Raw genomic sequence first — 13,237 nt, 5'->3', positions numbered from 1 at the left:
ATGTCCATCGGCAAGAAGATCGCGCTGGGCTTCGGATCGTCGCTGGTGATCCTCTCGGTCGTCGGCGGGATCGACTATCAGTGCACCCTCGGCCTGATCGAGTCGAGGGACCGGGTCCGGCATTCCTATCAGGTCCTCGAGGCCCTGGACGACCTCTCCTGCCGCCTGACCGACGCGTCGTGCCGGGAGTCGCTGTTCCTGCTCTCGGGCCGCGGGGCCTTGCTGGAGGCACACCGGGAGGGCCGACCGGGGGTGGACGGGACGCTCGACCGGCTTCGCGACCTGGTCGGGGACGACCCGGGACAGCTCGCCCTCGTCGGGGAACTCGCGCCGCTGATCGCCGCCTGGTACGAGGAGGCGGACCGGCTCATGGGACGCCGGTCGACCGAGGGGGCCGAGGCGGCCGCCAGCCTGATCGAGCAGGCGGAGTCGGCCCCCCAGCTCCCCCGGTTCCGCGAGCTGGTGGACCAGGCCAGGGCCGCCGAGAAGCGGCTGCTCGACCGCCGGCAAGAAGCCGAGCAGATGACGTCGAGCCGGGCGATCTCCTCGGTCGTGTACGGGATCAGCATCGCGGCGGCCCTGATCTCCCTGATCGCGTACCTGACGATCCGGGGGATCACCCGATCGGTCCACGCGCTGGTCGAGGGGACCGAGCAGATCGGCGGGGGGCAGTTCGAGCACCGGATCGTGATCGCCGCCCGGGACGAGTTCGGCAAGCTGGCCCGGGCGTTCAACCGGATGGCCGAGAGCCTGAGGACCACCATGGTCCGCGCCGAGGCCGAGGCCGCCATCCGGGCCCGGGCCGAGGCGATCCTCCGGAGCGTCCGCCATGCCGTCGGGCAGCTCTCGCAGGCGACCGCCGAGATCCTGGCCGGGACGGCGCAGCAGGCCGCCGGGATGCAGGAGCAGGCCGCCGCGGTCACCCAGGCCGTCAACACCGTCGACGAGGTCGCCCAGACCGCCTCGCAGGCCGCCCAGAGGGCCCGAGACGTCGGCGACGCCGCCCAGAGGAACCTCGAGATCGGCCAGGCCGGCAGGGCCGCCATCGAAGGCTCGATCGCCGCCCTGGACCGGCTCAACGGGCAAGTCGAGGCCACCGCCGAGGGGATCCTGACCCTGGCCGAGCAGGCCCAGGCCATCGGCGAGATCATCGCCAGCGTCGGCGACATCGCCGAGCAGACCAACCTCCTGGCCCTCAACGCCGCCATCGAGGCCTCCCGGGCCGGCGAGCACGGCCGGGGGTTCGCCGTGGTCGCCGGCGAGGTCAAGACCCTGGCCGACCAGTCCAAGAAGGCCACCGCCCGGGTCCGCCAGATCCTCTCCGAGGTCCAGAAGGCCACCAACGCCGCGGTCGTCTCCACCGAGGAAGTGACCAAGGGCGTGGCCGCCGCCATCCGGGTCGGGGGCCAGACCGGCGAGACAATCAACGCCCTGGCCGACACCCTGGCCGACGCCGCCCGGGCCGCCTCGCAGATCGTCGCCTCCGCCGGCCAGCAGGCCACCGGGATGGCCCAGATCGGCCAGGCCATGCGCAACCTCGACCGGATCTCCCGGCAGAACCTGGTGGCCACCCGCCAGGTCGAGCAGGCCGCCCGGAACCTCGACACCCTGGGCCATCAGCTCGCCGGCCTGGGCCAGGAGTGAGCCGGAGGCCGGACGACCCCGAGGGGTCTCGGTCACAGGCGCCCCAGGCCCCCGTATAATCGGGACCGGGAAGGGGTTGCGAAACGACCCGTCCGCCTCCATGATCAAGGCTGCGTCCACGTCGAGGATCCGGCAGTCTCAGCCCGGCGCTCTCCTCTTCTCCTCATTTTCCCGACCGAGGTACGACCGTGAGAAGATCACGTCGAGGATTCACGCTGATCGAGCTGCTGGTGGTGATCTCGATCATCGGCGTGCTGATCGCGCTGCTGTTGCCGGCCGTGCAGTCGGCCCGAGAAGCCGCCCGGCGGGCCCAGTGCAGCAACAACCTGAAGCAACTCGGCCTGGCCGTCCACAGCTACCACTCGTCGGTCAACGTCTTGCCCGCCATGGTGATGTATCCGGGGGGACAGTTCAACCTGAGCGGCGGATGGGGCCCCGCCTGGACGATCCCGCTTTTGCCCTACATCGAGCAGTCGCCGCTGCTGTCCGCCTACAATTTCCAGGCCCCGGCAGTCGTCCTCGCGTCCCCGTCCAATGGCATGACCGGCTACGAGAACACCACGTCCACCTTCACCCAGATCGCGACGTTCCTCTGCCCCTCCGAGGATTTCCCGACCCGACCGGATTTTGCGGCCACGATCAACTACGTGGGGAACTACGGAGGGCCGGGCCAGATCAACGGCTACAGCGGGACGATCATCCCGGTGGGGGATTTCAACGTCAAGCAGGGCCTCGGCGGGCCGCTTGGCCGGACCGGCCCACTGAACATCGAGGGGATCCGCGACGGGACGACTAACACCGCCATGTTCAGCGAGCGGCTCCACGGCCTCCAGGGGACCGTGCCGGTCTCTCCCGGCGCGGGGTCCAACGCCAAGCGCGGGATCTTCCCGGTCTCCGGGGCCGGCGGCCCCCTCGCGGGACTCCCCGCGGCGACGAGCTTCGTCGCGAGTTGCAAGAGCCTCCCGGCCTCGACCGCCGCGCTCAACACGAATCAGCTGGGGTTCACCGCGTTCGCCACTCACCCCTGGTTCCTCAGCCTGGTCAGCTACAACCACGCCGGGTCGCCCAACAGCCTGAACTGCCTGAATTCGTCGGGCGACTCCTATCTGGCCTCCACCGGTTACGTCGGCCCGAGCGGGTCGGCCCCCGCCACCAGCAACCACCCCGGCGGGGTCCAGGCCTGCATGGCCGACGGCTCGGTCCGGTTCATCAAGGACACGGTCGATCAGAAGGTCTGGTGGGCCATCGGGACCCGCTTCGGCAAGGAAGTCGTCGACGCCGGGGCCTTCTGACCCCGCCCCGATCCCAAGGCCATCGATCGGCGAGCCGGCCCCCGAAGGCCCTCGCCGATCGATGATTCACGAACCGCCCTCAACCCGCCCTGGATCTGCCCCATGCGATTCGCGATCGCCTTGCTCTGCGGCCTGTTCGCAACCGCCACCCTGGTCGGCTGCGGAGGGGCCACCATCCCCGAACCCCCCGCGAACGCCAAGGCCGGCCCCCCCCCGGGCACCTCGGACGACATGGTGAAGGTCAAGGAGAAGGAGAAGCCCAAGCGGCGATGAGGCCCTGATAGGCCATCGACGACTCGATCTAGCATCGTAGATACGCGCATCACCGCCGCCCTATCCCCTTTCCAGGCAGTGATATCGGACGATGCACAGCATCTCCCTCGACTCCGACGCCAGGCCTATTCTCGAGCATCGATCCCGAGGCGAGGGCTGGGGAATCATCCCGGTGGGAGGTGTCCTCCTTACTGATCCTCACATCTCAAGAGGACTGTCCTGTGCAAAGCTGCAGCCACATCATCCTGGCGATGGCCGTCATTGGCACTGCCCTTGAAGTTGGCTTCGGACCGTGCGCGGCCGGGGACGAGCTACCGGGCATAGTCATCAATTCCTGGCTGGCCAACTCATTCAGTAGAGATAAAGGCCATGAATCGGTGCCGGTCAGCGTCTGCGGCATCGGGGTGACAGCCGACGGGACCGTTTTCTCGGCTGGTGTGGCTGAGGGCTACGGCGGCGTCGCCTCGTACAAAGACGGCCGGTTTGTCACCAAGTATGACTATGACAGCGGCTTCGGAAGCAGCGCGTCCTCGGTCGCCGCAGACGAAGAATACGTTTATATCGGCACTGAAGCTGGTTTGTTCCGCACGAGGCGCGAAGATGAAGGGTACAACCGGGCACCAATTACCAGGGCCAACATTCAGGGTCTCGCCCTCCGCGATGGCGAACTCTATCTGAGTGATTACGATGCCGCCAGGGTCCGGGTCCTGTCAACGACGACGATGAAGGAGATCCGCTCCTTCCCTGCCACGAGCCCCGGTCCGATCACCGTCGCCGCCGACGGCCGGATCTGGGTCATTCAGGGCAAGCCCGCCAAGGAACCCTATCTGTCGTACTACACGGGCGGACTCAAGGTCGTGTCCTATTCCAAGGACGGCAAGACCGGCCCGGAGATCACGGACTTCGAGAACCCTTGCTCGCTCACGACTGACTCCAAGGGCCGTCTTCTCCTGGGTGGCCTCAACCAGCACGGTCAGGTCTGGATCTACGACGTCTCGGGCCAGCCGAAGAAGGTGGACACGTTTGGCAAGGAGGGCGGCATCTTTTCAGGTAAGCCAGGACAATATGAGCCCAAGAAGTTCCACTGGATTCGTGGTCTGGGGTTTGACGCGGCCGGGAATCTCTACGTCGCGAGTGTCTTCGGCACCTGGTACAACGCCTCGATCGATGCCTATTCCCCCTCGGGACAACGACTCTGGGACGTCCACGGTCTGGGCAACTGGCTAGACACAGCCTGCACCGACCCGGCCGATGAGAACGTCGTTTATACCAAGGAGAACGTCTTCGCGATGGACTGGGGCCGCCCGCCCGGCCGCGAGGCTTCACTGGCGGGGCTCACGGTAGATCGCTTCAAGTATCCGCGAGACAACCGCGTCGTGGAAGGTCACGGCCCCGGGCACCGCCTGATCAACGGCGTTCGGCGAATCGATGGCAAACTCTTCCTCTATTGCGGCGGCCAGGGCACGGGCAGCCTGGAGATCTACAAGTTCGGCGAGGGTTGTGTGGCGGCTCCATGCGGGTACGTCGGTGGAGCGACCATATGGCGCCCCGAAGCCGGCAAGCGCTGGCCGGAGGACGCGGAAAGCTTCATCTGGACCGACGGCAACGGCAACGGCGTTCCCGACCCGGCGGAGTTCGCCTCGGTCGAGAAGAAACCCCGCTGGGGATTCATGCACCTGGACGCCGCCGCCGGAATCTGGCAATGCTCGGGCGACGGTACCATCTCGCACATTCCTTGCGAAGGGATCGACCCACGCGGCAATCCGATCTATCGGAGGGCCTCCGAGGCGTCTTACGGCTACCCCCCGGAGTTCACGGGCGACCGACTCCGACGGCTGTATTACATCCCCGGCGACGACGTGCTGATGACCGGTGGTTCGCCCGAGACCGAGGAAAACGCCTGCAACTTCATCATTTGCTTCGACCACTGGTCCGACCCGGTCCGGAGGACCAAACGCTGGTCGATCCACCTGCCGCACAACGACAAATCCTATACGCCCGACACCAGTTACGGTGGCGGCTCGCCGCTGGCGATGCAAGCCTCCGGCAAGTACCTCTTCGTGGCCTACGGCTACGGCCTGATTCGTGTCCACCGGATGGCCGACGGCGGATACGTCGGGACGCTCCGTCCGGACATCAACGGCTTCAAAGGCGGCGGCGGCTGCGTCGATTCGGACAATGCCCTGAACGTCACTCTCCGCAAGAACGGCGAGTACGTGCTCTTCCTGGAAAATGCCGGCCTGAATCACGTGATGATGTTCCGATGGATGCCGCCGGACGGGCACATCTGATCCGCTCGCCGGTTTACCACATCACCCTATCCAGGGTATCGCCCGGATTGCTGTTGAACTATCCATTCATGGAATCCGAGCGGCCTGAGTATTGCCCGAAAATCGCAAGGGTCGAAACCTTCACCCCGGGAAAACGGCGGCCCCGTCGGTCCGACCTCGGGGGCTCGCTTTCTCGGGATGCCTCAGGCGCGGGCGGTGGCGGCCAGGTCGCCTTGCTCGGCGGTCGGTACGGGGACGACCCGGCCGATGCCGTGGTAGGTGAAGCCTAATTCGGCCATCTGCTCGGGGTCGTAGATATTCCGGCCGTCGAAGATCACCGGCTGGCGGAGGAGCCGGAGCATCACGTGGAAGTCGGGGTTCCGGAACTCATTCCACTCGGTCACGATCGCCAGGGCGTCGGCCTGCTCCAGCGCGCCGTAAGGGCGGTCGCAGTAGATCAGGCGGTCGGCGTAGATTTCCTTGACGTTGGCCAGGGCCTCGGGGTCGTGGACCCGGACCGAGGCTCCGGCGGCCAGCAGGGCGTCGATCAGGACCAGGGCGGGGGCCTCTCGGATGTCGTCGGTCTTGGGCTTGAAGGCCAGCCCCCAGACGGCGACCGTCTTCCCTCGGGCGTCGCCGCCGAAGTGGTCGAGGATCTTCTTCGAGAGGATGTCCTTCTGGGCGTCGTTGACCGAGTCGACCGCCTCCATCATCTTCGAGGGGACCCCCACGGCCTTGGCCATGTGGATCACGGCGCGGATGTCCTTGGGGAAGCACGAGCCGCCGTAGCCGACGCCGGGGAAAAGGAAGCTGAAGCCGATCCGCTGGTCGTGGCCGATCCCCCGGCGGACGTCGTTGATGTCAGCCTGGTAACGCTCGCAGAGGTTGGCCATCTCGTTGATGAAACTGATCTTGGTGGCCAGCAGGCAGTTGGCCACGTACTTGGTCATCTCGGCCGATTCGGGGGTCATCTCCAGCAAGGGCCGCTCGGTCCGGAGGAACGGTCGGTAGAGTTCCTTGAGTTGCTCGAAGACCTCGGGCCGACGGGCCCCGACGACGACACGGTCGGGCTTGTTGAAGTCGTCGATCGCCGCCCCTTCCTTGAGGAACTCGGGGTTGTTGGCGACGTCGAAGGGGACCTCGGTGATCTCGGCCATCCGGCGGGTCAGCTCGGCGTTGGTGCCGACCGGGACGGTGCTCTTGATGATGATCGTCTTGGGGCCGTTGAGGTTCCGGGCGATCTCGCGGCCGACCCCCCAGACCCCTTCGAGGTTGGCCCCGCCGTCGTCCCCTTGCGGGGTCCCCACGGCGATGAAGACCAGCTCGGCCTCGGCGATCCCGGAGGCCAGATCGGTGGTGAAGGTCAGGCGGCCATCCCGGGCGTTCCGGAGGACCAGCTCGCTCAGGCCGGGCTCATAGATCGGGATCTTGCCGGCCTGGAGCATCTCGACCTTGGCGGCCACCTTGTCGATGCACACGACATCATTGCCGCTCTCGGCCAGGCAGGTGCCGGTGACCAAGCCCACGTAACCTGTTCCCACGACGGCAATTTTCACGGGTGTCCTTCTTTCGCCGAGAGGATCCGGGATCTGCCCCGGTCCGCAAATTCGTACCTGAGGGAATGTCTCTCGTCTCCCGAGGGATCAATCCGAGAATCTTAGATCATGGCCCGACGCCGTGGAAGCCATATTTTGCGGGGGGGGGGGGGAACCGAGGTCACTCCTCCCGGTCCAGGCCTAGCGCGATCCGGAGCGCCCGACGGGTGGCCTCGAGGCCCTCGGAATCCAGGAGGTCCAGCCATCGGAGGTCGGCCGCCTCGGTCAGCATCCTCCGACGATCGGCCGGGGCGTCGATCCGGGCGAGGACCTCGGGCCGGACTCGGCCAGGATCGCCGCCAATGCTCCCGCCGAAGCCCCCAAAGCCATTTTGGCCCGGTCGCGGAGGGCCGAGGCCAGCGCGGGGCTGGCCCCCGAGGTCGAGACCGTCAGCGTCAGAGGCCCGTCGCGCCAGGTCGCCGGGAGTGCGAAGTCGCCCGATCCGGGATCGCTCGCCGAGTTCACCCAGACACCGAGCCGCCGAGCATCGGCCACGACCCAACGGTTGACCTCGGCCGTCGCCGCCGCGAAGGCCAGGCTCACGCCCTCCAGGTGCCCGGCCCGATAAGGCTCGACCCGAAGTTCGACCCCGATCGGGGCTTCCAAGACGGCCGGGTCGATCCCCAGGACCCTGGCCCCGGACTCCAACAACCCCGACGCCTTCCGACGCCCCACCGCCCCCAGCCCGACCACCAGGGCCAACCGACCGGTCAGGTCCAGCTCGATCGGATAGGTGGGCATGGTGGTTCCGAAAAATGAAATCGAGACGGTTCGACCGGCCGGTTGCCTGACCGATCACTCATGTGTTACCACGACTTCCCATCCCGAGGGAACCAAAAAACCACTTATTTTCATGGGTTTCGAAGACTTCGACGCTTGCAGTCGGGTCGTCGAAGCGGTATATTCCGACCCGTCGCAAGGATGTGACCGGCCGACGCGAAAGGATTCGCCAAAGGCCAGCGGATGGATCCGCACCCTCTCAGGCCGACGGATCGGCCGCGCTCTCTTCCTTCGCTCCATCAAGCAGTGTTCCTCGACAGGCCCCAAGGATGGGGAACGATCGCGGTACGTCCGGATGGATTCGGGCTGCACCACGACACCTGATCGGGGATCGACCACACCAAGGCCCCGCCCGAACGTTTCGGTTCGGCGGGGCCTTTTCCGTTCACGGTCGCCGGATGCTTCCGATGAACCGTCTCCTGGATTCTCCGACGCATTCCGCATCGAGAACTTTAACCACGACCGCCGGCCGATCAACGCGGGGTCCAGCGGAACAAGGTCTCGGCGACCGGTTCGGAAAAGCCGATCGACCTCGCCAGGGCCACCGAAGCGAGGTTGCCGTCGTGGGTCGTCCAGAGGGGTTGCTTCGCGCGATCTCCGAGGATGTGTTCGACCAGCATCGAGGATACCGCGCGGCCAAGTCCAAGCCTCCGGAACTGGGGGGCGGTCGCGACTCCGATCTTGTCGAACCGGTCGTCGGATTCGTACGTCCAGGCCACAGCAACGATCGTTCCTGAACCCTCAATACCGAAGGCGACACCCCGCCCGATCATTGAGGGGAAATCGCCCCAGCTCCTCAAGGCCCAAGGCGGGGCAAGCCCTTCGAAGGCCGATGCATCGATCAACCCGAGCCTTCGGACCCGGACCGGGCCTGCCTTGATGATCGGCGAATCGGGACGAAGCCAGGTCTGGACGATGGCCCGGTCCCATCGCTCGGCCCCCTCGCGGATCGGCCCTTCCCAGGAAGGCGGGGCCATCAGCGAGATCGTCCGCCCTTCGGTCTGCCGGATCAGCCAGCTCAGCGAGGGCTCCGGACGCCCTGCGCCGAAGGCTTCCCATTGGCCGTCATCCCCCTCGCGGAGCCAGACCAGGCTCGATGGTCGGGCCGGATCATCCCCCATCAGACCCGGCCGATTATGGATCGCGGCATGACGGAGCGCGACGGTCCGATGAGGGGCGTCGGCCCGGTCCGGGAGCCAGTCCGTCACGTCCGGGCCGAGCGGGAGCATGTCCTTGTTCCGTGCTGGAGGAAGCCGTGGCATCCTTCGATAAGGTGATCGTCTTGCCCCTTACTCGGCCTTCGGTCACCCTCTCCCGGGGGGGCTTTGCACCAAAACCCTGGTACGATTGTCCAAGACATGGGGGCTTCGGCGGCTGAGGTGAATTGGGTATCCCGATTTCAACCCCCATCTCATCCCATTCTTCCCGAAACCCCGCCGCTCGGACGCTTGTACTTGGGTTTTGGTGCAAAGCCCCCGGGGGGAGAGGGCAATTGCTGCCCACTAGCCACTGACCACTAGCAGCTACGAAGAAACCAACCACTGGAACACCACGTAGAGCCCGGCGGCCAGGGCCATGCTGACCGGGAGGGTCAGGACCCAGGCCAGGGCGATATTCCGGACGGTGTTCCACTGGAGGCCGGTGCCGTTGGCGGCCATCGTCCCGGCGACCCCGGAGGAGAGGACGTGGGTGGTGCTGACCGGGAGCCCCCCGTAATCGGCCAGGCCGATCGTGGTCATCGCCACCAGCTCGGCCGCGGCCCCCTGGGCGTAAGTCAGGTGCGATTTGCCGATCTTCTCGCCGACGGTGACCACGATCCGCTTCCAGCCGATCATCGTGCCCGAGCCCAGCGCGGTGGCCACCGCGATCAGGACCCAGCTCGGGGCGTAATAGACCGCCGAACGGAGCCCGGCCCGGCTCCGGGCGAGCTTCTCCCGATCGTCGTCCGAGAGTTCCCGGCCGGCGTCCTGGTCCAGCTTCCGGAGGGCGTTGTCGACCAGGATCAGGTCGGCCCGGAGTTCCCATCGCTGCTTCTCGGGGACGTCTCGGAGGTCGCGCTTGCCGTCGAGACGCTTCCGGACGTTCTCCAGCTCGGCCAGCCGTTCGTTCTGAGCGGAGGTCGAGACATGGTCGCGGATCAGGGCCTCGGCCCCGACGGTGGCGGACAGGATCCGATCGACCTCGCCCTCCTGCCGGCGGGGGTCCAGGGCATAGTGGGCGGGCAGGATGCCGATCAGGATCAGCATGACCAGGCCGATCCCCTTCTGGCCGTCGTTGGATCCGTGAGCCAGGCTGACTCCCGTGGAAGTCAGCAGCAAGGTCCCGCGAATCCATCGGGGCGGAGGGCCGTCCCCTTCGGGGGGCTGATAGAGTTCGGGGGCCTTCACGGTTCGCTTCAGGAGGACCAGGAGGCCCGCGGCACAGGCGAACCCGATCAGCGGCGAGATCAGGAGCGAGGCCCCGACCTCGGCGGCCTTGGTCCAGTTCACGCCCGAGCCGAGCCCCTTGCCCGCCAGCAGGGAGTTCGCCATCCCCACGCCCAGGATCGCGCCGACCAGGGTGTGCGAGCTGGAGGCCGGGATCGCCAGCAGCCAGGTCCCCAGGTTCCAGACGATCGCCGCGACCAGCAGGGCCATGACCATCGACAGGCCCTTGGCCGAGTCGACCGAGACCAGGAGGTCGACCGGCAGGAGGCTGACGATCCCGAAGGCCACCGCCGTCCCGCCCAGGTAGACCCCCAGGAAGTTGCAGAACCCCGACCAGGCCACCGCCTTGCGGGGGCCGAGCGACCTGGTGTAGATGACCGTGGCCACCGCGTTGGCGGTGTCATGGAACCCGTTGACGAACTCGAACCCCAGGGCCACCGCCAGCGAAGCGACCAGCAGCAGTTGCGTCCCCAGGGTCAGCGAACCGTCCAGCAGATGAAAATCGCTCATATAATGTTCGTCGAGAAGACCATCGAGCAAGACCCCGGGCGGATGGCCGAGACGCTAGCCGGGGGACGTCGCCGTTGTCAAGTCCGGCGAATCAGTTGCGTCGAATGAAGCTTCGTCGCATGCTCGACGATATTGGACACGAACCGGGGTCGTCAATGGGGCGGGAGCTCGCCGGGGGCCAGGAATCCCGGCCAGTTGTAGATATAGATCCCCCAGAGATCGCCCAGGCGCCGGACCCCCTCCACGTTGAAATGGTAGGGGAAACCATTGGGCGGCGACTGGCGATATTCGTAGCCCAGCCGGTCGGTGTCCGGGCCGGTGAACGTCGCGGACTCGTCGACGACGTTGGCCTGGGCCTGCTCCAGCAAGGGCTGGTACGAGGGGTCGGTCCCGGGAGGGCCGGTGGCCGTGGCCACCATCCACTTGACGGGGACCCCCGTGAGCTGCCGGGAGAGATCGATCAAGGCCCGGAGCCGGGCCTCATACACCACCGGGTTGGTCTTCAGGGCGGTATCGCTCTCACCCTGGTCCCAGAGCACGGCTCGGACGCCACTCCGATACTTGAAGTAGTTGACGGCATGGATCAGTCGGACGAACAGGGAGGCTTGCGAGTTCGTCGGGGTCGTGATGGTCGCGCCGGGCTGCCACTGATCGATGGAAGTCGAGTAGTAACCCAGGGAATACAGGCCGACCGGGACGTTCAGCGCGGCGGCGAGGTTGCTGGCCATCCTCGGCCAGACGCTGCTCCCGAACGTGCCGTCGAGCGTCGGCTGCGGGTCGATCCCCCATCGCCAGCCAGCGTTGGGATAGGCCGGGTCGGTCCCGTGACCGGTCCCGTCGACGAATGACGAGACGCGGAGGTCGGGCACGAACCCATAAGCCGGACCGGCATTCGTCGAGTTCGACTGGCCGGCCGTCAGGAAGACCTCGCCCACGCCGACGGCGAAGACGGTCGACGACGCCCCGACCTGGTTCCGGTAAGTCGGTCGGATCTCCAGGTCGTAAAAGCCGCCGGCCATCTGCCGGTAGACCCCGACGAAATGAGTCCCGGAGATCGAGACGGACTCCAGCGAGGCCCATCCCTGCGCCATGCCGGACATCCCGGCCCGGAGGGTCGACCGGGCCTGGAAGCCGTCGACGTTGCCGGCGATCTTGCCCATGAAGACGATGTTGCCGCGATTATCGTCGCGACGCTGGACGACCTGCCGGATCATCGGCTCGGTGATCGCGGTGATCGAACCCACCGGGAACGAGATGGAGGCCGGAGTGGCGGGGGCCTTTCGAGCCTTCTGACGCTTCTGGGGCCCGCCGTCCGTGCCGACGGGTCCCAGGGCCAGGAATACGAAGGAGACCCCCGAGAGAATCGCGAGCCATCGGAGTTTATTCACCGGGATCGATCCTGGAGGAGTACCCCCCGGCCGTCGAATCGGATCGAAGGCCGAGGGTTCGGTGCGTCACTCCATTCTGCAACACGCTTTCCGGTGAAGAGAGATTGATCTCGAGAATGGGTAACTTAACCCGAGCCGAAGTCCGGCTCAGGGGCGTTCGCGGTCGGGATAACCCGGCGGGGGACCGGCAGGCCCCCGCGACGGGGGCGGGCCGCCACCGGGAGGGCCGGGGCGCCGGGGGGGCGGTCGTCGAGAGAGTGTCTCGATCTCGGACCCGTCCAGGGCGTTGTCGCCATCGACATCTCCCTCTTCGATGAGGCGGGCCCTCCGATCGGGAAGTTCCGTCGCGGTCACCTTGCCGTCGCCGTCCTTGTCGAACTCGAGGACGGAATCGACAAACGCCTCGGGATTTCCCTGAGGGCCCGGCCCAACTTCGCCGGGTCCTCCGGGTCGTCCCGGCCGTCCGGGACCTCCTCCCCCCGGGCCTCCGAACCGGCCGGGGCCGAATTCCGGTCGGGCTTCGGGCCGTCCTGGACGTCCTTCGGGGCCTCGGCGGGGTCGGGGCGGGCGGACTTCGTCCTCGGTCAGGATCCCATCCTTGTTCCGGTCGAGCCGAAGGATCGCGTCGGAAGCCTTGGCGATCTCCCGAGCGGACAGCTCGCCATCGAGATCGTCGTCGATCGCCAGGAAGAGAGGATGAGCCGGGGGAGGGGGGGGAGGAGGCTCGCCAGGACCGCCATCGGGCGAAGGGCGACCGGGCGCGCGTTCCCCGCGTCCCTGGGCCGGATCTCCCTGGACTTCGGACGCGAGAGCCTGGATGGCAACCCACCCGGCGATCGCGGCCAGGGTAATTCCGTGCTTCGAGATCTTCATGAAAGGGTTCGCATCCTTTTTCGGGGCCATCGTCCGGGACTTCCGCGGATTCCCGCCGAAGCCCCATGTCCTAGACTGGAGAACGTGGAGAGCCAGCGCCGATCTACAGCGACCGGCCGAGAATCTCCAGGCGATGGGATATCCCGCAATCCTCCGGACTCGTTATCCTCCGGGGGAGGACGCGAC

At 66.7% G+C, this 13,237-nt stretch carries 10 protein-coding genes; 4 read left to right on the top strand and 6 right to left on the bottom strand.

Annotation, left to right across the window (positions count from 1 at the left end; translation table 11 throughout):
• The 4 genes from P12x_RS13925 (at position 1) to P12x_RS13910 (ending at position 5,500) form a co-directional block, all read left to right on the top strand.
• Positions 1 to 1,644, top strand: a complete 1,644-nt coding sequence (locus P12x_RS13925) for a methyl-accepting chemotaxis protein (RefSeq protein WP_435011473.1) — start codon at positions 1 to 3, stop codon at positions 1,642 to 1,644.
• 188 nt (positions 1,645 to 1,832) lie between these two features.
• Positions 1,833 to 2,936 carry a DUF1559 domain-containing protein gene (locus tag P12x_RS13920; RefSeq protein WP_435011472.1) on the top strand — a complete coding sequence of 368 codons (1,104 nt, stop codon included), beginning with the start codon at positions 1,833 to 1,835 and terminating at the stop codon, positions 2,934 to 2,936.
• A gap of 102 nt (positions 2,937 to 3,038) precedes the next feature.
• Complete coding sequence (locus P12x_RS13915; RefSeq protein WP_435011471.1) at positions 3,039 to 3,209, top strand: hypothetical protein; 171 nt, start codon at positions 3,039 to 3,041, stop codon at positions 3,207 to 3,209.
• A 221-nt stretch (positions 3,210 to 3,430) separates the two neighbouring features.
• On the top strand, positions 3,431 to 5,500 hold the full coding sequence (locus tag P12x_RS13910) for a hypothetical protein (protein WP_435011470.1): 2,070 nt from the start codon (positions 3,431 to 3,433) through the stop codon (positions 5,498 to 5,500).
• A gap of 182 nt (positions 5,501 to 5,682) precedes the next feature.
• Here the strand turns inward: P12x_RS13910 and P12x_RS13905 are convergent, their stop codons facing one another.
• The 6 genes from P12x_RS13905 to P12x_RS13880 form a co-directional block, all read right to left on the bottom strand.
• Positions 5,683 to 7,035 carry a UDP-glucose dehydrogenase family protein gene (locus P12x_RS13905; protein ID WP_435011469.1) on the bottom strand — a complete coding sequence of 451 codons (1,353 nt, stop codon included), beginning with the start codon at positions 7,033 to 7,035 and terminating at the stop codon, positions 5,683 to 5,685.
• Positions 7,036 to 7,299: 264 nt separating this feature from the next.
• Positions 7,300 to 7,815, bottom strand: coding sequence for a precorrin-2 dehydrogenase/sirohydrochlorin ferrochelatase family protein (locus P12x_RS13900; RefSeq protein WP_435011468.1), 516 nt, complete (start codon positions 7,813 to 7,815; stop codon positions 7,300 to 7,302).
• Positions 7,816 to 8,327: 512 nt separating this feature from the next.
• Positions 8,328 to 9,083 (bottom strand): GNAT family N-acetyltransferase, encoded by a 756-nt coding sequence (locus P12x_RS13895; protein ID WP_435011467.1) that lies wholly within the window; start codon positions 9,081 to 9,083, stop codon positions 8,328 to 8,330.
• Between the two features lie 294 nt (positions 9,084 to 9,377).
• Entirely contained in the window at positions 9,378 to 10,790 is a 1,413-nt protein-coding gene (locus P12x_RS13890; protein WP_435011466.1) for an inorganic phosphate transporter, read from the bottom strand.
• 152 nt (positions 10,791 to 10,942) lie between these two features.
• Entirely contained in the window at positions 10,943 to 12,178 is a 1,236-nt protein-coding gene (locus P12x_RS13885) for a sialate O-acetylesterase (protein WP_435011465.1), read from the bottom strand.
• A gap of 147 nt (positions 12,179 to 12,325) precedes the next feature.
• The gene (locus tag P12x_RS13880) at positions 12,326 to 13,051 is read right to left on the bottom strand and encodes a hypothetical protein (RefSeq protein ID WP_435011464.1); all 726 of its coding nucleotides are present in this window, start codon (positions 13,049 to 13,051) and stop codon (positions 12,326 to 12,328) included.
• Between the last annotated feature and the right edge of the window lie 186 nt (positions 13,052 to 13,237).

This window comes from Tundrisphaera lichenicola, from assembly GCF_051175385.1.
GTDB lineage: Bacteria > Planctomycetota > Planctomycetia > Isosphaerales > Isosphaeraceae > Tundrisphaera > Tundrisphaera lichenicola.
This window is presented reverse-complemented; position numbering and strand designations above follow the sequence as displayed.